The sequence below is a fragment of the Arthrobacter mobilis genome, from assembly GCF_012395835.1.
GTDB classification, from domain to species: domain Bacteria; phylum Actinomycetota; class Actinomycetes; order Actinomycetales; family Micrococcaceae; genus Crystallibacter; species Crystallibacter mobilis.
The window spans coordinates 80,654-99,669 of record NZ_JAAZSQ010000009.1; the positions used below are offsets into that span (position 1 = coordinate 80,654).

At 71.9% G+C, this 19,016-nt stretch carries 18 protein-coding genes; 5 read left to right on the plus strand and 13 right to left on the minus strand.

The annotated features are described in order from the left end of the window. Positions 1 to 9: 9 nt before the first annotated feature. From HGG74_RS11075 to disA, 3 genes are all read left to right on the plus strand, one after another. Positions 10 to 1,137, plus strand: a complete 1,128-nt coding sequence (locus tag HGG74_RS11075; protein ID WP_168486403.1) for an FUSC family protein — start codon at positions 10 to 12, stop codon at positions 1,135 to 1,137. 57 nt (positions 1,138 to 1,194) lie between these two features. Then, on the plus strand, positions 1,195 to 2,598 hold the full coding sequence (radA, locus tag HGG74_RS11080; RefSeq protein ID WP_168486404.1) for a DNA repair protein RadA: 1,404 nt from the start codon (positions 1,195 to 1,197) through the stop codon (positions 2,596 to 2,598). Between the two features lie 158 nt (positions 2,599 to 2,756). Beyond that, a complete protein-coding gene (gene disA, locus HGG74_RS11085) occupies positions 2,757 to 3,830 on the plus strand; it encodes a DNA integrity scanning diadenylate cyclase DisA (RefSeq protein ID WP_168486405.1) in 1,074 nt (357 codons plus the stop codon). Between the two features lie 54 nt (positions 3,831 to 3,884). On the opposite strand, the gene HGG74_RS11090 is transcribed toward disA, so the two are convergent. Then, positions 3,885 to 4,577: a hypothetical protein gene (locus tag HGG74_RS11090; RefSeq protein WP_168486406.1), complete on the minus strand. Its 693-nt coding sequence runs from the start codon at positions 4,575 to 4,577 to the stop codon at positions 3,885 to 3,887. A gap of 85 nt (positions 4,578 to 4,662) precedes the next feature. Here HGG74_RS11090 and HGG74_RS11095 point away from each other — a divergent pair, with 85 nt between their 5' ends. Continuing rightward, positions 4,663 to 5,658: an iron-sulfur binding domain-containing protein gene (locus HGG74_RS11095; protein WP_168486407.1), complete on the plus strand. Its 996-nt coding sequence runs from the start codon at positions 4,663 to 4,665 to the stop codon at positions 5,656 to 5,658. A 41-nt stretch (positions 5,659 to 5,699) separates the two neighbouring features. Then, a complete protein-coding gene (locus HGG74_RS11100) occupies positions 5,700 to 6,272 on the plus strand; it encodes a hypothetical protein (RefSeq protein WP_168486408.1) in 573 nt (190 codons plus the stop codon). Between the two features lie 41 nt (positions 6,273 to 6,313). On the opposite strand, the gene HGG74_RS11105 is transcribed toward HGG74_RS11100, so the two are convergent. The 12 genes from HGG74_RS11105 to folB all read right to left on the minus strand — a co-directional run bounded on the left by HGG74_RS11105 (position 6,314) and on the right by folB (position 19,015). Beyond that, complete coding sequence (locus HGG74_RS11105) at positions 6,314 to 8,458, minus strand: S9 family peptidase (protein WP_168486409.1); 2,145 nt, start codon at positions 8,456 to 8,458, stop codon at positions 6,314 to 6,316. Between the two features lie 94 nt (positions 8,459 to 8,552). Then, positions 8,553 to 11,054 carry an ATP-dependent Clp protease ATP-binding subunit gene (locus tag HGG74_RS11110; protein WP_168486410.1) on the minus strand — a complete coding sequence of 834 codons (2,502 nt, stop codon included), beginning with the start codon at positions 11,052 to 11,054 and terminating at the stop codon, positions 8,553 to 8,555. Positions 11,055 to 11,252: 198 nt separating this feature from the next. Next, on the minus strand, positions 11,253 to 11,600 hold the full coding sequence (locus HGG74_RS11115) for a histone-like nucleoid-structuring protein Lsr2 (RefSeq protein ID WP_168486411.1): 348 nt from the start codon (positions 11,598 to 11,600) through the stop codon (positions 11,253 to 11,255). A 312-nt stretch (positions 11,601 to 11,912) separates the two neighbouring features. Further along, positions 11,913 to 12,113 carry a hypothetical protein gene (locus HGG74_RS11120; RefSeq protein ID WP_168486338.1) on the minus strand — a complete coding sequence of 67 codons (201 nt, stop codon included), beginning with the start codon at positions 12,111 to 12,113 and terminating at the stop codon, positions 11,913 to 11,915. 4 nt (positions 12,114 to 12,117) lie between these two features. Then, entirely contained in the window at positions 12,118 to 13,635 is a 1,518-nt protein-coding gene (lysS, locus tag HGG74_RS11125) for a lysine--tRNA ligase (protein WP_168486412.1), read from the minus strand. A gap of 35 nt (positions 13,636 to 13,670) precedes the next feature. After that, positions 13,671 to 14,579 carry a pantoate--beta-alanine ligase gene (panC, locus tag HGG74_RS11130; protein WP_168486413.1) on the minus strand — a complete coding sequence of 303 codons (909 nt, stop codon included), beginning with the start codon at positions 14,577 to 14,579 and terminating at the stop codon, positions 13,671 to 13,673. Then, positions 14,576 to 15,505 carry a Rossmann-like and DUF2520 domain-containing protein gene (locus HGG74_RS11135; RefSeq protein ID WP_168486414.1) on the minus strand — a complete coding sequence of 310 codons (930 nt, stop codon included), beginning with the start codon at positions 15,503 to 15,505 and terminating at the stop codon, positions 14,576 to 14,578. Before HGG74_RS11135 ends, panC begins: the two co-directional genes overlap by 4 nt. Continuing rightward, on the minus strand, positions 15,492 to 17,084 hold the full coding sequence (locus HGG74_RS11140; RefSeq protein ID WP_168486415.1) for a PH domain-containing protein: 1,593 nt from the start codon (positions 17,082 to 17,084) through the stop codon (positions 15,492 to 15,494). Before HGG74_RS11140 ends, HGG74_RS11135 begins: the two co-directional genes overlap by 14 nt. After that, positions 17,081 to 17,590: a PH domain-containing protein gene (locus HGG74_RS11145; RefSeq protein WP_168486416.1), complete on the minus strand. Its 510-nt coding sequence runs from the start codon at positions 17,588 to 17,590 to the stop codon at positions 17,081 to 17,083. The genes HGG74_RS11140 and HGG74_RS11145 overlap by 4 nt, the downstream gene beginning before the upstream one ends. Beyond that, positions 17,583 to 18,089 (minus strand): DUF3180 domain-containing protein, encoded by a 507-nt coding sequence (locus HGG74_RS11150; RefSeq protein WP_168486417.1) that lies wholly within the window; start codon positions 18,087 to 18,089, stop codon positions 17,583 to 17,585. Before HGG74_RS11150 ends, HGG74_RS11145 begins: the two co-directional genes overlap by 8 nt. A 24-nt stretch (positions 18,090 to 18,113) precedes the next feature. Further along, a complete protein-coding gene (gene folK / locus HGG74_RS11155) occupies positions 18,114 to 18,608 on the minus strand; it encodes a 2-amino-4-hydroxy-6-hydroxymethyldihydropteridine diphosphokinase (protein ID WP_168486418.1) in 495 nt (164 codons plus the stop codon). After that, positions 18,605 to 19,015 carry a dihydroneopterin aldolase gene (gene folB / locus HGG74_RS11160; RefSeq protein WP_168486419.1) on the minus strand — a complete coding sequence of 137 codons (411 nt, stop codon included), beginning with the start codon at positions 19,013 to 19,015 and terminating at the stop codon, positions 18,605 to 18,607. The genes folK and folB overlap by 4 nt, the downstream gene beginning before the upstream one ends. Between the last annotated feature and the right edge of the window lies 1 nt (position 19,016).

Consider the following 19,016-nt stretch of genomic DNA (forward strand, 5'->3'; position numbering starts at 1 on the left):
GCTGGTTCCATGACTGCCGGCAGCCGCCTGAGAGAGGCCCGCGCCTTCGCACGCAAACGGATCCGCGTGGGCCTGCGGCGCAGCCAAAGCTCCATCGGGCCCGCGCTGCGGATCACGTTCTGCGCGGTCGGGGCCTACGTGGTGGCCGAACGCCTGCTGGGCCACCAGGGACCGATCTTCGCCGCCACCTCGGCGCTGATCGCCCTGGGCTTCGGCAAGGGGCCGCGCCTGCGCAAGGTGCTGGAAGTCGCCGTCGGCTGCACGCTGGGCATTGCCGTCGGCGACCTGCTCCTGCACGTGCTAGGAGCCGGGATCTGGCAGGCCGGCGTCGTCATGCTGCTCTCCGTGCTGCTGGCCCGCTTCCTGGACAGCGGCGTGATCTTCACCACCCAGCTGGCCCTGCAGTCCGCCCTCGTGATGCTGCTGCCGGCGCCGGCCGGCGGGCCGTTCACCCGCAGCCTCGACGCCGTCGTCGGCGGCGCCTTTGCGCTGCTGGTCACCATGCTGGTGCCCGGCGACCCGCGGACCGAACCGAAGATCCAGCTGCAGAAACTGCTCTCCGAACTGGCTGCCGTGCTCCGCGGCTGCGCCGCCGCGCTGGCCCAGAGCGACGCGACCGCCGCCTGGCACGCGCTGGTCCGCGCCCGCAGCTCGCAGCCGCTGATCGACGAGGTGCGCAACAGTTTCACGAGTGCGCGCGAGGTGGCCAGAATCGCCCCGGCCTACCGCCGGCACCGGGAGGAAGTGGTGGACCTGCACCGGGCGGCCGGCTGCATCGACCTGGCCATGCGCAACAGCCGGGTCTTCTCCCGCCGGCTCACCTCCGCGATCAACCATGCGGCCATGTCGGACGAGGCCATCGATTCGCTGGCCGCCCTGCTGCAGGAGACGGCGGATGCCGTGGACGTGCTGGCTGCCGGGCTCTCCGATCCGGACCCCGGGGCCCGGGAACGCAGGCTGCGGCACGCCCGCCAGGAGTTCGCCGACGTGGCCACCCGGCTGCATCCGCGTTCGCTGGGCGTGCAGACCCTGGAGGGCGAGGGGCTGGTGATGGTGTTCCGGCCGCTGATGGTGGACCTGCTCGAGGCCACCGGCCTGGCCCACGACGAGGCCGTCGACTACCTGCCCAGGTTGTAGCCGGTGCCGCCGGTTCCCGCGTCCAATACTGTCCGAAGGCTCCGCTAGCCTGATTCCATGAGTTCGAAGTCCGCCCGTTCCAAGGCCCCCGCCTACCGCTGTGCCGAGTGCGGCTGGACCACCGTGAAGTGGGTGGGGCGGTGCGGCGAGTGCCAGGCCTGGGGAACCGTGGAGGAAACCGGCCAGGTCGCCGCGCGCACGACGGCGGCGGCCACCGTGGCCAGGCCGGCCCGGCGGATTGCCGAGGTGGACGCGACGAGCGCGGCCTTCCAGGCCACCGGCGTGGGCGAACTGGACCGGGTGCTCGGCGGCGGCCTGGTGCCCGGGGCCGTGATCCTGCTGGCCGGAGAGCCCGGCGTGGGCAAGTCCACCCTGCTGCTGGACGTCGCCGCCCGGGTGGCTTCAGCCGGCCGGGACGTGCTGTACGTAACCGGGGAGGAATCCGCCGCCCAGGTGAAGCTGCGGGCCGAGCGGATCGGCGCGGTCGCGGACTCGCTCTACCTGGCCGCCGAGACGGACCTGGGCATCGCGCTCGGGCACATCGAGCAGGTGGATCCGGCCCTGCTGGTGGTGGACTCGGTGCAGACCCTCAGCAGCGCCGCGGTGGAAGGGGCCGCCGGCGGGGTGACCCAGGTGCGCGAGGTGGCGGCGTCCCTGATCAATGCCGCTAAGAACCGCAATATGGCCACGGTGCTGGTGGGCCATGTGACCAAGGACGGCTCGATCGCCGGCCCCCGGCTGCTGGAGCACCTGGTGGACGTGGTCTGCCAGTTCGACGGCGAACGCCACTCGAGGCTGCGCCTGGTCCGGGCCGTGAAGAACCGCTACGGCCCCACGGACGAGGTGGGCTGCTTCGACCTGACCGAAGCCGGCATCGAGGGGCTGGCGGATCCGAGCGGGCTGTTCATCTCCCCGACCAGCACCCCGGTCTCGGGCACCTGCATCACGGTGACCCTGGAAGGCAGGCGGCCGCTGGTCGCCGAGGTCCAGGCCCTGCTGGCCGAGACCTCCAACGCACAGCCGCGCCGGGCCACCAGCGGGCTGGACTCCTCGCGGGTAGCCATGATGATGGCGGTGCTGCAGCGCCGCGCCGCCATGTCCCTGCACAAGGACGACAGCTACGTGGCCACCGTGGGCGGGGTCAAGCTCAGCGAACCGGCCACGGACCTGGCCACCGTGCTGGCCATCGCCTCGGCCAAGAACAACAAGCCCCTGCAGGCGCGGATGATCGCCTTCGGCGAGGTCGGCCTGGCCGGGGAGGTCCGCCCGGTGCCGGGCATCAACCGCCGGATCCTGGAGGCCGAACGCCTCGGCTTCCAGTACGCCATCGTGCCCGCCTCGCCCAACGGGGCCGGCCAGATCCCTCCGGGCTTCCGCGTGAAGGAAGTCCAGACCGTCGCCGAGGCGCTGGACCTGCTCTTCGCCGGCCCGTCCCGCTCCGGCCTGCGCAGCGCCGGCTAGGGCCGGGGGCAGCAGGGTCCCTCCGTGGCGCGCCAGCGCCACGGAAGGGCCGCCCCGGCCGCTAAGGCAAACACAGGCTGTCAATAGTATTCTGCCTAGTAGCTGTTCCCGCCGGGAGCGGCCCTGACCCATGCCCGCCTCCCCGAAGGAACCATTCCATGGTCAAGAGCCCCGAGGACGCCCTCAAGGCTACCTTGGCGCGCGTTGCCCCCGGCACCGCGCTGCGCGACGGGCTCGAGCGCATCCTGCGCGGGCGCACCGGGGCGCTGATCGTGCTCGGCTACGACAAGCAGGTCGAGGCCATGTGCAGCGGCGGGTTCGACATCGGCATCGGCTTCACCCCCACCCGGCTGCGCGAGCTGGCCAAGATGGACGGGGCCATCGTCTGCGACCGGGAAGCTGCCAGCATCGTCAAGGCCGCCGTCCAGCTGGTGCCGGATCCGTCCATCCCCACCCAGGAGTCGGGGACGCGCCACCGCACGGCCGAGCGCGTGGCCATCCAGACCGGCCTGCCGGTCATCTCGGTCAGCCAGTCCATGCAGATCATTGCCCTGTACGTGGCCGGCATCCGCCACGTGCTCGAAGGCTCCGAGCCGGTACTGGCCCGCGCCAACCAGGCCCTGGCCACGCTCGAACGCTACCGGGCCAGGCTGGACCAGGTCACCAATTCGCTCTCCGCTCTGGAGATCGAGGCCATGGTCACGGTCCGCGACGTCGCGGTCACGCTGCAGCGTCAGGAGATGGTCCGGCGCATCTCCGAGGAAATCTCCCAGTACGTGCTTGAGCTCGGCGTCGACGGGCGCCTGCTCTCCCTCCAGCTGGACGAACTGACCTCGGGCCTGGGCCCGGACAGCGAAATGGTCCTGCGCGACTACGCGGACATCAAGGGCGGGGTGGACGTCGAGTCGGCGCTGGAGATGCTGCGCGGGTTCAGCTCAACCGACCTGATCGACCTGGGCCGCATCGCCAGCGTGGTGGGCTTCCGGCCCGGCATGGACTCCCTGGAGGCAGTGGTCCAGCCGCTGGGCTACCGGCTGCTGGCCGGCATCAAGTCCGTGCCGCGGGCGGTGGCCGACCGCCTCGTGAGCCACTTCGGCGGCCTGCAGCACCTGATGGCTGCCAATATCGACGACCTGATGGCCGTGGACGGCATCGGCGAGCAGCGCGCCCGGACGGTGCGCGAGGGGCTCTCCCGGATCGCCGAAACCAGCCTGCTCGACCGGTTCATCTAGCCGGCCGGACGGGCCCTGTCCCCTCCGGCCGGTTACCGTCCGGCCGGTTAAAGGTCAGCGCAGCTCGAAGACTGCCTTGTTGCTGGTCCGTTCATCCAGCTTGGTCACCAGCACGTAGGTTCCCGGCTGGGGATTGGCCTCGACCGGGGTGCAGCCCGGGGCGCTGCGGTTGCGCTGCCAGGTGAACTGCGCCCGTTCGCTCTTGCCCGGCTCGATGGTCAGCAGCAGCTCGCCCGGGTCCACCTCGCAGTCCTTGGAGGAGAAGATCCTGTCCTCGCCGCTGGTGACCACGAATTCCATCGCATCGGTGCCGACGTTCAGCTCGCAGGGGAAGTCGCCTTCGTTGGCCACTTCCATGATCAGCAGCGGGTTGCTGCCGGGGCCGTAGGCCTGCTGGTCCGTGGACGCGCGCAGCACCACCTGGGACTCCGGGCAGGCCGACGCCGGCCCGGTGGAGGCACCGGGGGCAGGCTGCGCCGGCGGAGCCGTCCCGGGTCCGGGTTCCGGCACGGCGGCGGCCGGCCGGTCGGGGCCGAAGAGGCTGGCGACCCAGAAGCCGGTGCCCGCAAGCAGCGCCAGCACCAGCACCGCCAGCACCAGGACGGCGAGCCGGCGCCGCCGGTAGACGGCAGGACTGTTCCGGGCCACGATCCGGGGCGCACCGGTTCCGGAACCGGAGGCCGGGGACCGCCGGGAAGCGGGTGTGCCGCCGCGTCCGCGCGCCGGACCGCCTCCGTTTCCTGCCATGCCTTAAGGCTAAGGATTCAAGGGCCCGGGGAGCGCCGCACCACGCCGGGCAGTACAGTATTGGTGACCAGATGCTAGGAGGCCCATGCCTGTCCCCGCCCCGCGTGCCGCCGTACCGGCCGGCGCGGCGCCGGCTCTCCCCGATGCCGGCCTGCTGCACCGCCGGATTGCCGCCTGGTTCGACGCCGCCGCCCGGCCGCTGCCCTGGCGGGAACCGGGCTGCGGGCCCTGGGGCGTTATGGTCAGCGAATTCATGCTGCAGCAGACTCCGGTTTCCCGGGTGCTGCCGGTATGGGAGCAGTGGATGCAGCGCTGGCCGTCCCCGGCGGCGCTGGCCGCCGAACCCAGCGGCGAGGCGGTGCGGGCCTGGGGCCGGCTGGGCTACCCGCGGCGGGCGCTGCGGCTGCACGCCGCCGCGGCGGCCATCGTCGAAAACCACGGCGGCGCGGTGCCGCGGACCTACCCGGAACTGCTCGCGCTGCCGGGGGTGGGCACCTACACGGCGGCCGCGATCGCCTCCTTCGCCTTCGATGCCCCGGAAACCGTGGTGGACACGAACATCCGCCGGGTGCACGCCCGGCTGGTCAGCGGCGAGGCGCTGCCGGCGCCGTCGCTCACGGCCGCGGAGATGCGGCTGGCCCAGGCCCTGATGCCCGGTGAGACCGGCGCCAAGGCCTGGAACGCCGGCGTGATGGAACTGGGCGCGCTCATCTGCACCGCCCGGTCGCCCAAATGCGGACAGTGCCCGGTACTGGATGAATGCGCCTGGGTGGCCGCCGGGCGGCCGGAACCGCGCCACGTGCCCAGGGGCCAGGCCTGGGCGGGGACCGACCGGCAGGTGCGCGGGGCGATGATGGCGGTGCTGCGCAAGGCGACGGCGCCGGTCCTGCCCGGGCTGCTGCTCGGTTCGGTGGACCTGGTCACCGCCGGCACGGCGGAATCCCCCGGCGGCGTCCAGGCCGAGCTGAACCGGCTGCGCCAGCTGAACGCCAGCGACGAGCAGCTGGCCCGCTGCCTGGACGGGCTGCTGGCGGACGGCCTCGCCGAGGCGTCCCCGGCCGGCGTCCGGCTGCCGGCCTGAGCGTGGCTGCCGGGCCTTCCGGCCCCTAAGATGAGCGCATTATGAACGTGCCCGCCCCAGGCCGGAGGCACCCGGGCCGCAAGCTCCGGCTGCAGCTGGCGGCCGCCGCCGTCCTGTGGCTCGCCGCCTGCGGCCAGCCCGGCGGCACCGGCCGGGCCTGCACCGAAATCGCCGCCCTGCGCGGGGTCTCGCTCACCGTCGCCGCCGACACTGCGGCAGCGGTCCGCAGCGTGCAGCTGCGGCTCTGCCAGCAGGGCAGGTGCACGACAGCGGAGCCCAGGCTCTTCCCCGGCAGCACGGCGGTGGGCGGGCAGTGCGCACCGGCCAGCGGCCCCGGGAGCGCGGACGCCGAGCGGCCCTGCTCGGCAACCATGAGCCCGGACGGGACGCTGGCCGGCTTCGCCGAGGTCCCTGCCCTGGCCGCCGGCCCGGTCCAGGTCAGCGCCGCCGTCACCGCCCCGGACGGCTCCCGGCGCACGTACGGGCCGCTGTCCGCCGAGGCGGCCCTGGCCTACCCCAACGGCCCGCAGTGCCCGGGAGCGGCGCCGCAGCTGGCCCTGCTCCTCGGCCCCGCCGGCCTCCAGCCCTCCCCCGCGCCACAAGCCGGCCGGTAGTTGCCCGGCAGCTATCGCCCGCTGTCCACCGGGTGCGGGAGTTAGAGTCCCAGTTCGGGCGGCAGGCCGGTATCCCGGCCGAGCACGTGCCGGGCCAGGAAGTGCTCGACGACCGCGTACCAGACGCGCGCGTGCTGCGGGCTGAGCACCCAGTGGTTCTCGTCCGGGAAGTACAGGAAACGGTGCGCCGTGCCGTCCTGGCCGTCCGCCGGCAGGCCCGAGCGCGAGAGCAGTTCGTACCAAAGCCGCAGGCCCTCCCCGATCGGGACCCGGTAGTCCTTGTCCCCGTGGATCACCAGCATCGGCGTGCGGATCTGCCCGACGTGCAGGTGCGGGGAATTGGCTTCCGCCATGGCGGCCGTCATTTCCTTCTCCCAATAGGTGGACACGTCGGTGGTGGGGCCGAACTGGTCCAGCGCCCACAGGCTCGCGTGGCTGACGATGGCCCGGAACCTGTCCGTGTGCCCGGCGATCCAGTTGGCCATATAGCCGCCGAAGGATCCGCCCATGGCCGCGGTGCGCCCGGCGTCGATGTCCGGGCGCTTCACTGCCTCGTCGGTGACGGCCATCAGGTCCGTGTACGGTTCCTGGCCCCACCTGCCCCAGCCGCGGCGCACGAAATCCCTGCCGTAGCCGGTGGACAGGGCCGGATCCGGCAGCAGCACCGCGTAGCCGCGGGCGGCCAGGACCCACGGGCACCAGCGCCAGTTCCAGGCGTTCCAGGAGCCGAGCGGGCCGCCGTGCACCCACAACAGCAGCGGGACCGGATCCGCGGCGGAGGCCTCCGCCGGCAGGACCAGCCAGGCGCGCACCCGGGTACCGTCCGGCGCGCCGGCTTCGACTTCCTCCAACCGGCCGGGCAGCTGCGGCCGGTCCGCCGGCGAGGGCAGCGGCTCGGTCCGGCCGGTGGCCAGGTCGATGCGCACCGGCTCGGGCGGGAACAGGTAGCTGCTGCGCAGCGCGTAGGCGTACCGGCCGTCCGGGCTGACGACGACGTCGCTGTAGGCCGCGTCGTCGGCGGTGACCCGGCGGACGGCGCCGGAGGAGGCATCCACCAGGAACACCGGCGTCCTGCCGTCCTCGTCGGCGGTCACCACCACCGCCGAGCCGTCCGGCAGCCAGCCTGCCGGGCTGGGCCAGCGGTCCCATTCGGCGGCGAGCGGGGTGAACTCCCCGCCGGCCAGGGGCACCAGCCCGAGCGCGACCTCCGGGATGCGCTCCGGCCCCGGGATCAGTTCGCGGACCACGACGGCGGTGGTGCCGTCCGGGCTGACCGGGCCCGGCTGGTAGTCGGCGTCGGCGCTGTCGAGCAGGATGTGCCGGCCGCCGGTGGCCGTGTCCACCGCCGCCAGTACGCTGCGCGTGTCGCCCCGACCCAGCGGGATGCGGAACCCGGTCAGCAGCGTGCCGCCGTCCGGGCTCAGCACCGCACCGGTCTCCAGCAGTGCCGCACCGGCGTCCGGGGTGATGTTGCGCAGCCGCAGCGGCGGCTGCGCGTCGGTGGTGCCGGGCAGGCCGGCGTCGTCCGGTCCGGGCTCCGGTTCCAGGACGAAGTGCCGGGTTTGGGACGGGCCGAGGTCGCGGTCCCAGAAGCGCACCGGATAGCCGGAGTGCAGGATGGCGCCGACCTTCCGGTCCTTGCGTGCCTTGCGCCGGTCGGCGTCGTCCTGCTCGTCCGCAGAGCCGGCCAGCACCTCGGCGGTGACCACCACGGTGTCCGCGTCCCGGGCAGCCCAAACCGCGCCGACGCCGCCGGGCCGGGAGAGCAGCAGGGAGCCTTCCCCGCCGGCGGCGGGGAGCACCCACAGGGCGGCGGGCGTGTCCTCCCCGTCCGCTTCGGCGTCCGGTCCGGGGCGGGCCGAGGTGAACAGCAGGTCCCCGTTGCGCGCGAAGGCGGCACCGGCCTCCCCCTTGGCGCTGCGGGTGAGCCGCCGCGCCGGCTGCACGCCCGCGGGGTCCAGTTCCCACAGGGCGGTGGTGTAGCCGGTTGCCTTGCTGTCCAGCGTGGTGACGGCGGTGACCAGCCGGGTCCCGTCCGCGCTCAGGGCCAGGGTGCTCAGCCGCGGCAGGGCGATGTAGTGCTCCAAATCGTGGAACGGCGTGGCCGGGCGGGCGGCTGCGGCGGACTGCGCTGTCTGCTGCCTCCGGCCCCCGGCCTGGTTGGAAATAACCGTTTCAGAAGTCATGCGGCCATCATAGCCGCGGGGCATGAAAGAGCAGGCCGGAACCCCGGTGGTCCGGGGCTCCGGCCTGCTGCGCAGCGGCTGGGGCGTGGAGGTGCTACTGGGAAAGCGCCGGGGTATCCGGGGCCTTCTCCAGCGGTTTGGGCGCCCCCGTGCTGGTGAAGGTGAACTTCGCGGCGTCGCCTTCGCCCTCGACGTCGACGTGGATCGTCTCGCCGTGCCGGATCTCGCCGAAGAGGATCTTCTCCGAGAGCTGGTCCTCGATCTCGCGCTGGATGGTCCGGCGCAGCGGCCGGGCCCCCATGGTCGGATCATAGCCGCGGTGGGCCAGCAGGGTCTTGGCCGCGGGGGTCAGCTCGATGGTCATGCCCTTGTCCGCCAGCCGCTTGCGCAGCCGGGTGATGAACAGGTCCACGATCTCCACGATCTCCGGCTCGGACAGCTGCGGGAACACCACGGTGTCATCGACGCGGTTGAGGAACTCGGGCCGGAAGTGCTGCTTGAGCTCATCCTGGACCCGGGCGCGCATCCGCTCGTAGCCGGTCCGGGTGTCCGTGCCCGACTGGAAGCCGGTCATGACGCCCTTGGAGATGTCCCGGGTGCCCAGGTTCGTGGTCATGATGATGACCGTGTTCTTGAAGTCCACCACACGGCCCTGGCTGTCCGTCAGACGGCCGTCTTCAAGGATCTGCAGCAGCGAGTTGAACAGGTCCGCGTGGGCCTTCTCGACCTCGTCGAAGAGCACCACGGAGAACGGCCGGCGGCGGACCTTCTCGGTCAGCTGGCCGCCCTCCTCGTAGCCAACGTAGCCCGGAGGGGCACCGAAGAGGCGCGAGACCGTGTGCTTCTCCGAGTACTCGGACATGTCCAGGGTGATCAGCGCGTCTTCCTCGCCAAAGAGGAACTCCGCCAGCGCCTTGGCCAGCTCAGTCTTGCCCACGCCGGTGGGGCCGGCGAAGATGAACGAGCCGCCCGGACGCTTCGGGTCCTTCAGGCCGGCGCGGGTGCGCCGGATAGCCTGGGAGATCGCCTTGATCGCCTCGTCCTGGCCAACCACGCGCTTGTGCAGCTCCTCCTCCATGTGCAGCAGCCGCGAGGACTCTTCCTCGGTCAGCTTGAACACCGGGATGCCGGTGGAGTTGGCAAGCACCTCGGCAATCAGGTCCTCGTCCACCTCGGCGATCTCGTCCAGGTCGCCGGACTTCCACGCCCGTTCCTTGGCGGCGCGCTCGTCCTGCAGCTTGCTTTCCCGGTCGCGCAGCGCCGCGGCACCTTCGAAGTCCTGGGCGTCGATGGCCGACTCCTTGCGCTTCTTCAGGTCCGCGATCCGCTCGTCGATGTCCTTCAGCTCCGGCGGGGCGGTCATTCGGCGGATGCGCAGGCGCGCGCCGGCCTCGTCGATCAGGTCGATCGCCTTGTCCGGCAGGAACCGGTCCGAGATGTAGCGGTGCGCCAGGCTGGCCGCCGCCTCCAGCGCCCCGTCGGTGATGGAGACGCGGTGGTGGGCCTCGTAGCGGTCGCGCAGGCCGCGCAGGATATGCACGGTATGCTCCACCGAGGGCTCCTGCACCTGGATCGGCTGGAAGCGCCGCTCCAGGGCGGCGTCCTTTTCAATGTGCTTGCGGTATTCGTCCAGCGTGGTGGCCCCGATGGTCTGCAGCTCGCCGCGGGCCAGCATGGGCTTGAGGATCGACGCGGCGTCGATGGCGCCTTCGGCGGCACCGGCACCGACCAGGGTGTGGATCTCGTCGATGAAAAGGATGATATCCCCGCGGGTGCGGATCTCCTTGAGGACCTTCTTCAGTCGCTCTTCGAAGTCGCCGCGGTAGCGGGAGCCGGCCACCAGGGACCCGAGGTCCAGGGTGTAGAGCTGCTTGTCCTTGATGGTCTCCGGCACGTCGCCGCGCACAATGGACTGCGCCAGGCCTTCGACGACGGCGGTCTTGCCGACGCCGGGCTCGCCGATGAGCACCGGGTTGTTCTTGGTGCGGCGGGAGAGGACCTGCATGACGCGTTCCATCTCGTGCTCGCGCCCGATCACCGGGTCCAGCTTGCCTTCGCGGGCAGCCTGGGTCAGGTTGCGGCCGAACTGGTCCAGCACCACCGACCCGGCCGGGGCACCTTCCTGCTGCGGGGTGCCGGCCGAGACCGGCTCCTTGCCCTGGTAGCCCGAGAGCAGCTGGATGACCTGCTGGCGGACGCGGTTCAGGTCCGCGCCGAGCTTGACCAGCACCTGGGTGGCCACGCCTTCGCCCTCACGGATCAGGCCCAGCAGGATGTGCTCGGTGCCAATGTAGTTGTGGCCCAGCTGCAGCGCCTCGCGCAGCGAGAGCTCAAGCACCTTCTTGGCCCGGGGAGTGAACGGAATGTGGCCGCTCGGCGCCTGCTGGCCCTGGCCGATGATCTCCTGGACCTGTTCGCGGACACCGTTGAGCGTGACACCGAGGAACTCCAGTGCCTTCGCCGCCACTCCCTCGCCCTCGTGAATCAGGCCGAGAAGAATGTGTTCGGTACCAATGTAGTTGTGGTTGAGCATGCGGGCTTCTTCTTGAGCCAGCACGACAACGCGACGGGCACGGTCGGTAAATCTCTCAAACATCTCGCACACTCCTAGCTACTGCGTACTTTGATGCTACGTGCCCGGGAAGCGATTGTGAGGGCCTGTTCGCCCTAGGGGGAAAATGACCGGAAGCGGCCCGCGGACGCGGCAGGAGGCGGGCATTGGCTGCCCGCCTCCTGCCGGCTGCCGGAATTCCGCCGGCGCAGGACCTGCAGTACCGGCTGCCGGTGCAGGCCGTCAGCTGCCGACAGCCTGCTGGTAGGCCGTGAGGATTTCGGACTGCACCCGGCCGCGGTCGCTGACCTTGTAGCCGTTTTCCCTGGCCCAGGCCCGCACCGCCGACGCGCTGTGGCCGCGGCCGGCCGTCCCGCCCTTGGCCTTGACGCCGCGGCCTGCGGCTTCCTTGCGGGGCGTGTCTTCGCGCGCCTTGGCCACGAAAGGCTTGAGCGCCTCGCGCAGTGCCTTGGCATTGGCCGCACTCAGGTCGATCACATAGTTTTTCGAATCCAGGCTGAAGTGCACGGTTTCATCGGCTTTTCCGCCGTCGAGGTCATCGGTCAGGACAACCACCAGTTCACGCGCCATAAACGGCTCCTTTATTTCCGGCCAATCAGATATGTCCAAGCAAACGGGTAAACCCCGCTAAACCAATCTGATTATGTCCCATGGCCCATTCCGGGGCAACAGCGGCTTAATGGCTGATGCGGAGTTTGGCTGCGCAGATTGGTTGCGGCGTTTGTTGTTCGAAGGGAATTACCCGCACACAATTATCATAACGCCGCAGGCCCTAATGGAACCTGCCCGGACAGCACAAAGCCGGTGCCCGCATGCGGGCACCGGCTTTGATTTCCGGCAATTGCCGGGGCCGGGCAACCTCCAAGGAGCGCCCTGGCCGGATTATCCGGCCCGGGTTCCGGAATCCGGTCCGGAATCCTGCCGGTAATTGCCGGCGGCCGGTCCGGTCCCCGATTCCGCCTCCCGCTCGGCCTCGGCCAATGCCTGGCGTTCCTTGCGGTCGGCATTAAAGAGCGCCTTCATGGCGATGTAGAACAGCAATCCAACCCCGGCGGACGGGGCCAGCACCCACAGATATTCCATCAATCTATCCCAATTCAGGCTTCAGCAGCGGGAACAGGATGGTCTCCCGGATTCCCGTCTGGGTGAAAAGCATTACCAGCCGGTCAATGCCCAGGCCGATGCCGCCCATGGGCGGCGCACCGTACTCGAGGGCGCGCAGGAAGTCCTCGTCCAGCTGCATCGCCTCGTGGTCGCCCGAGGCGGCCTTGCGGGACTGCTCCACCAGCCGCTCGCGCTGGATGACCGGGTCGATCAGTTCCGAGAACGCGGTGCCGCGCTCCATGCCGCCGATGATCAGGTCCCAGGCCTCGATCAGGCCGGGCTTCTCCCGGTGGTCGCGCGCCAGCGGCTGTGCGGCCGGCGGGTAGTCGTAGACAAAGGTCGGCTGCAGCAGTGTGGGCTCGACGATCTCGCCGAAGAGCTCGATGACGATCTTCTGCGTATCCCACTGCGGTTCGACCTTGACCCCGTGCTTGGCGGCAATCTCGCGCAGCACGTGCCCCTTGGTTTCCGGCGTGATTTCCTCGCCCACGGCCTCGGACAGACCGGGGTAGACGCCCAACCAGCGCCACTCGCCGTCCAGGTCGATGACGCCCTTGGGGGTTTCGATGCGGCGGGTGCCGATCCGGTCGGCGGCATTGAGGATGATTTCCTTGATCCGTCCGGCCATCACGAACTGGTCCGCGTACGCCTCGTAGCACTCCAAGGTGGTGAATTCCGGGGAGTGCGTGGAGTCCACACCCTCGTTGCGGAACAGCCGGCCGATCTCGAACACGCGCGGGATGCCGCCGACCATGGCCCGCTTCAGGTACAGCTCGGTGGCAATGCGCAGGGTCATGTCCTGGTCGAAGGCGTTCAGGTGGGTCCGGAACGGCCGGGCGGCGGCCCCGCCGTGCACCAGCTGCAGGACCGGGGTCTCGACCTCGACGTAGCCGAGACCGTGCAGGGTGTCGCGGACCGCTCGGGTGACGGCGTCGCGCGTGTAGATCATCTCGCGGGCCTCGTCGCGCACGATCAGGTCGGCGTAGCGCTGGCGGACGCGGGTCTCCTCGTTCAGGTCCGCGTGCAGCACCGGCATCGGGCGCAGCGCCTTGGAGGCCATCTGCCATTCGGCGGCCATGACCGACAGTTCGCCGCGGCGGGAGGAGACCACCCGGCCGCGGATGAAGACGTGGTCGCCCAGGTCCACCAGGTGCTTCCAGTCCGCCAGCGCTTCCTCGCCGACATTGGCCAGCGAGAGCATGGCCTGCAGCCGGACCGCCTCGCCCTGCGCCCCGGTTTCCTGCAGGGTGGCGAAGCACAGCTTGCCGGTGTTGCGCAGGAACACCACGCGCCCGACGACGCCGACCTCGTCCTGGGTTTCCTCGCCGGGCTCCAGGCCGGCCCAGCCTTCGCGGACCTCGTGCAGCGAGTGCGTGCGCGGCACCCCGACCGGGTAGGCCTCGCGGCCGGCGGCCAGCAGCTCCGCGCGCTTGTCCATCCGCACCTGGCGCTGGTCGCTGGTGTCGGTGGTCCTGGCGGCGGCGGTGTTTTCGGCAGTCACAGTAGTCTAGGGTACCGCCCCTGCCACACCGGCTCCTATTCGCCCAGCCTCACGTTGTCGATCAGGCGCACCTTCCCCACCCGGGCCGCCACCAACGCCAGCGCCTGGCCGGTGAAGGGCGTGTCCTGGCAGTTGAAGGCCAGCGGCTCCAGGGTGTCCGGATCCACCACTTCCAGGTAGTCCAGCTGAACCTGCGGCACCGAGGCGATCATCGCCAGCGCCCCGGGGATGTCCAGCGGCTCGTTCCGCCGGGCCTGCCCCTGCAGGTAGTGCAGGCTGCGCGGGAGCACCAGGGCGGCCTCGCGCTCGGCGGCGGAGAGGAAGCGGTTGCGGCTCGAGAGCGCCAGCCCGTCCGCGTCGCGCACCAGCGGCACCCCGACGATCTCCACCGGGAAGTCCAGGTCCGCCACCATCCGCCGGACCAGGGCCAGCTGCTGGGCGTCCTTCTGCCCGAAGTAGGCCCGGTAGTCCGCCGGCAGCGCCGGCAGCCCGTAGTGCAGCAGCTTGGCCACCACGGTCAGCGCGCCGTCGAAATGCCCGGGCCGGGAGGCACCCTCGAGCTTCTCCCCCAGCGCCCCCGCGCACACCCGCACCAGCGGCTCCCCGCCCGGGTAGACTTCCTCCACCGCCGGGGCGAAGGCAATGTCGGCGCCGGCGGCGGCCAGCACGTCCAGGTCCGCCTCCAGCGTGCGCGGGTAGCGGTCCAGGTCGGCGGCCTCGCCGAACTGCAGCGGGTTCACGAAGATGGAGGCGACGACGACGTCGTTGGCTGCGCGCGCGGCGCGCACCAGGGCCGCGTGGCCGGCGTGCAGGGCGCCCATGGTCGGCACCAGCCCCTGGCTGGCCCGGCCCGACCGGTGCCTGCCGGCGGCGGTGCGCAGCAGCTCGGCGCTGGCTTCCTTCAGCTCCGCCTGGGTAGTGGCAAGGTGCGGGCGGGTGCTCACTGCATATCCTCCTGAGCGGCCGGGGGTGTCCTGTGGGGTGAGAGCACGTCCAGGATGGTTGTGGCTGTCTCGTCCTTGAGCAGGCCGCGGGCGAGCGCGCGCTTGGCCGTGGCCCGGGCCAGTTCCTCGTAGGCCTGGCGGATGTCCGTGGCCCCGCCGCCGACCTCGAAGCCCAGCAGCGCGTCCCGGTGCACGCGCACCGTGCCGGCGTCCCCGCGCGCCACCGGCCCGGTCAGTGCGGCCTCGCCGGAGGCCAGCGCGTTCTCCAGCGAGGCGCGCATCAGCGGTCCCAGCAGCCGGTCCGGCCTCTCGATGCCGGCGGCGCCGAGCAGCTGCGCGGCCTGGGCGGCAATGGTCACCAGGTGGTTGGACGCATGGGCGAGTGCCGCGTGGTACAGCGGCCGGTCGCGTTCCTCGACCACCACCGGCTCGGCGCCCATTTCCACCACGAGCGCCTGGGCGATCGGCAGCACCGCCCGGTCGGCGGTGACGCCGAAGGAGCAGTCGGGGAGCCGGGCCAGGTCCAGGCTCATCCCGGTGAAGGTCATTGCCGGGTGGATGGCCAGCGGAATGGCTCCCTTGGCGCGGGCCGGCGCCAGCACGCCGGTGCCGTGGCGGCCGCTGGTGTGCACCACCAGCTGCCCCGGCTGCCAGGCGCCGGTGCCGGCCAGCCCGGACACCAGGTCGGGCAGGGCGTCGTCCGGCACCGCCAGCAGGACCAGTTCGGCGCGCTCGACGACCTCCGGCACCGGCAGGACCGGCACGCCCGGCAGCAGGACGGCGGCCCGCTCCCGGCTGGCCGCGGACACCGCCGAGACCCCGACGACGGCGTGCCCGGCCGCGCGCAGCGCCGCGCCCAGGACCGCGCCAACCTTGCCGGCACCGACAACGCCGATCCCCAGCCGCCCGGGCTTAGCCTCTGCCATGGTCCTGTGTTCCTCCGTCTTCCGGTCCGGCGCTGTTCCCGCCTTCCATCCTGCCTGCTCCCCGGGGGGCTGTCCCGCCGCCGGCCCGTTCCCCGGGCTGTTCTTCTGCCCGGAGGGCTTGGTCCGGGGGGCCGGCCTGCGGCGGGGCCTCCAGCCAGCGTTCGGGCCGGCCGGCCCGCCGGGCCGCGGCGGCGCGGGCCGCCTGCTCGTCGAAGAGCCGCCGGGCCGCGGCGGCGTCGATCTGCAGCACCCGCGGATCCACCGGTCCCACGGTGGTGTGCAGCCGCAGGTCCGCCACCCCCAGCCGGCGGGCCAGCGGGCCCTGGTGCAGTGCCATCGACTGGGTTCGCTCGTGCGGGACCACCACCAGCTCGCGCCAGAGCGCCCCCGAGCGCATCAGCAGCGCCGTCGCGGTGGCGGCGTAGCCGTTGCGCCGCCAGGCCAGCGGCGAGAGCCAGCGCATCCGCGGCGGCGAGGTCTGGAAGCCGCCGGCACTGCCGGTGCCGTCCAGCCCGGCGGCAAAAACGGCCAGCGGGTCCTCGGTACCCGGGTCCGGCAGCACCAGGGCCAGCATCTGCATCACGTCGGCGCGGGTGCCCACCGGCAGCAGGGTGGTCCGGGCGGCGGCGTTCTCCCCGGCCACGCCGTAGCCGGCCACGTTCACCCGCATCCGGTACCAGCCCTTGAGCCGCCACAGCGGCGGCTGCGAGACCGAGACCGCCTGCACCCGCCCGGGCGGGACCGTCTGGGCGCGGGTTTCCAGCAGCCCGTAGCGCAGCCGGATCCCGTCCGGGGAGATGGCGGCCCGGAAGTTGTAGGCGGTGCTGAAGAACGACCAGTAGCCGGCGCCGACGCCGAACAGCGCCGGGAGCAGCACGGCCGCTGCCGCCGGGGCGTCCAGGGCCGCCGTCAGCGCCGCGGCGGCGCCGGCCACCAGCAGCAGGAACACCGTGGTGCCCGAGAGGAAGGCGGCCCCTGCCACCCGGCCGCCGGGCACCTCGAGGACCGGGTGCTCGGGGGCCTCGGGGGCCTCCTCCGGGTGCGCCGGATCCAATTCGACGCCGGCGGCGTGGGCAAGGATGGCCGCGCGCAGCCGCTGGGCGTCGGCCAGCGGCAGGTAGGCCAGCCGCACCGCCGATTCACCGGCGTCGGCCACCTCGAATTTCAGCTCGGCCAGGGCAAAGATGCGCGCCAGCAGCGGCTGGACGATGTCGATGGCCTGCACCCGGTCCAGGCGGGCCTGCCGGTGCTGGCGGAAAAGCACGCCGGAGGTGACCCGGACGTGGTCCTTGGTGACCTGGAACCGGGTGAACCACCAGGACAGCAGGTAACCGCCGACCAGCAGGAGCAGCACCGCGGCCGCGGCGGCGGCGGTCCAGCCGATCCGGCCGCCGGAGGCCGCCCAGGGCTGGTCCCCGCGGAACAGTGTCTCGAACCAGTCCCGGCCGAAGAAATAGGCGATGGCCGCCAGCGCAAGCCAGCCGCGCACCAGCGGGGAGACCGGATGCACCCGGTGCCAGGTCCCGGCCGCGTCCGGCGCCAGCGGCCCGGCCGCCGGTCCGCCCTCCGCGGTGCTCACAGTCCGGCCAGCCTTGCCTGCCCGCGCGCCGAGAGCTGTTCGCGCAGCCGCGCAGCCTCCGCGGCCGGCAGGCCCGGGATGGCGGCGTTGGTCGCCGGCGAGGCGGTGTGCAGCTTCACCGAGGCCAGCCCGAAGGCCCGCTCCACCGGCCCGACGGAGACGTCCACATACTGCATCCTGCCGTAGGGGACCACCATGACCCGCTGGAAGAAAATGCCGCTGCGGATCAGCAGGTCCTCGTCGCGCTCGGCATAGCCGATGGCCCGGACCTGCCGCGGGATCAGCAGCCCGCGCCAGAGCGCCACCGCCAGCACCGCCGCGGGCAGCAGCCAGGCCGGCACCGGCGGAAAGCCGGGCAGCATCCCGGCCAGCAGGAACAGCGGCAGGCTGGAGACCGCCAGGGCCAGCAGCGTGCCCGCGGCCCAGCCGAGCAGGCGCACCGTGATGTACCGGGGCGAGACCCGGGTCCAGCCGATCCCGGGCGGGTCGATCGGCTCGCTAGGCATACTCCCCCTCGCCGGCGGGTTCGGGCCCCTCGTCGGTGGCTTCCTTGAGCGCATTGGGGTCTTCGGGCGGCAGCTTGCAGAACCGCTCGACCACCAGGCCGGTGACGACCATGACCAGCCCGGCGCCCATCATGGCCAGCACCTGCCAGAGCACCGGCCCGCCCGGCCGGAAGGCCAGCAGCGCCAGCTGGTCCAGCAGGATGCCCGCGTGCCAGCCGATGATCAGCGCGCCGGCGTACGCGCAGGCCTGGGCCAGCACCAGCGTGCGCGCGGCCAGCACCGGGTTCAGCTCGCGGTCCCGCTTGCCGTTGCGCCAGCGCCGCACGCGCAGGCCCAGGGCCAGGGTGAAGGCCACGACCGCGGCCATGGTCACCAGCGAGCTCAGGTGCAGCACGGGGACCGGCAGCGAGCCGCGGATGGTGACCAGGTTGGCCAGCCAGCCCAGCACGCCGCCGCTGAGGACGATCAGGCCGAGCCAGCGGTATTGGATGGTGCTCATGCTGCGGTATCCATCGTCCGCCGTTCAGTCCCCGGGCTCGAAGGGCTCCAGGCCGTCCCGGTCCGCGGCAGCCGCGGCCAGCTGGCCGACCGGCACGCCGTTGAGCGTGGCCGACGGGTCCATCCAGGCCCACGGCTGCAGCACGAAGGCGCGCCCGGCGGCCCGGGGATGCGGAAGGGTCAGCCGTTCGTCCTCCATCACCAGGTCCCCGTAGGTGATGATGTCGATGTCCAGCGTGCGCGGGCCCCACCGGACCTCGCGCACGCGGTGGTGCTTGTGCTCGACCGCCTGGCAGTGCGCCAGCAGCTCCAGCGGGGCCAGGTCGGTCTCGACCTCGACCACCATGTTCAGGTAGTCCGGCTGGCCCGCCGGCCCGCCCACCGGCTTGGTCTGCACCACCGGCGAGACTTCGCGCAGCCGCACCTGCGGGGTGTCCACCAGATCCGCCACGGCCAGCGAGAGGGTGTCGCTGCGTTCGCCCAGGTTGCTGCCCAGGGCCAGCACCGCCCGGACGCTCACTGCCGGTGCTCCCGGTGGTTTTCGGGCTGGTTTTCCCGGTAGATGCTGACGGTGACGTCGGAGAAGGGCACCTCGATGGGGGCCTGCGGCTTGTGCACGGTCACTTCCACCGCGCCGACGGCGAAGGCGCCGAGCACGTGCCCGGCGATCCGCTCGGCCAGGGTCTCGACCAGGTTCACCGGCTCCCCGGCAATGATGTCCCGGACCTGTCCGGCCAGCGCCCCGTAGTCGGAGGTGCGCGCCAGATCGTCGGTGGCGGCCGCGGCGCGGATGTCGGTGTGCAGGGCAATGTCCGCGATGAACTGCTGGCCCTCGCGGCGCTCGTGCTCGAATACGCCGTGGTAGCCGACGGCGGAAATGCCGCTGAGCTTGATGATGTCAGGGCGCCGCGCGCCCCCGGCCCCCATC

Bases quoted from the DNA above. Each gene is read 5' to 3' on its own strand.
- HGG74_RS11090 (WP_168486406.1), bottom strand. From the start codon at position 4,577: ATGGCAGGAAACGGAGGCGGTCCGGCGCGCGGACGCGGCGGCACACCC.
- radA (WP_168486404.1), top strand. From the start codon at position 1,195: ATGAGTTCGAAGTCCGCCCGTTCCAAGGCCCCCGCCTACCGCTGTGCC.
- HGG74_RS11075 (WP_168486403.1), top strand. From the start codon at position 10: ATGACTGCCGGCAGCCGCCTGAGAGAGGCCCGCGCCTTCGCACGCAAA.
- HGG74_RS11135 (WP_168486414.1), bottom strand. From the start codon at position 15,505: ATGGCAGAGGCTAAGCCCGGGCGGCTGGGGATCGGCGTTGTCGGTGCC.
- HGG74_RS11105 (WP_168486409.1), bottom strand. From the start codon at position 8,458: ATGACTTCTGAAACGGTTATTTCCAACCAGGCCGGGGGCCGGAGGCAG.
- disA (WP_168486405.1), top strand. From the start codon at position 2,757: ATGGTCAAGAGCCCCGAGGACGCCCTCAAGGCTACCTTGGCGCGCGTT.
- HGG74_RS11150 (WP_168486417.1), bottom strand. From the start codon at position 18,089: ATGAGCACCATCCAATACCGCTGGCTCGGCCTGATCGTCCTCAGCGGC.
- HGG74_RS11120 (WP_168486338.1), bottom strand. From the start codon at position 12,113: ATGGAATATCTGTGGGTGCTGGCCCCGTCCGCCGGGGTTGGATTGCTG.
- HGG74_RS11145 (WP_168486416.1), bottom strand. From the start codon at position 17,590: ATGCCTAGCGAGCCGATCGACCCGCCCGGGATCGGCTGGACCCGGGTC.
- HGG74_RS11110 (WP_168486410.1), bottom strand. From the start codon at position 11,054: ATGTTTGAGAGATTTACCGACCGTGCCCGTCGCGTTGTCGTGCTGGCT.
- HGG74_RS11100 (WP_168486408.1), top strand. From the start codon at position 5,700: ATGAACGTGCCCGCCCCAGGCCGGAGGCACCCGGGCCGCAAGCTCCGG.
- HGG74_RS11095 (WP_168486407.1), top strand. From the start codon at position 4,663: ATGCCTGTCCCCGCCCCGCGTGCCGCCGTACCGGCCGGCGCGGCGCCG.
- HGG74_RS11115 (WP_168486411.1), bottom strand. From the start codon at position 11,600: ATGGCGCGTGAACTGGTGGTTGTCCTGACCGATGACCTCGACGGCGGA.
- folB (WP_168486419.1), bottom strand. From the start codon at position 19,015: ATGGGGGCCGGGGGCGCGCGGCGCCCTGACATCATCAAGCTCAGCGGC.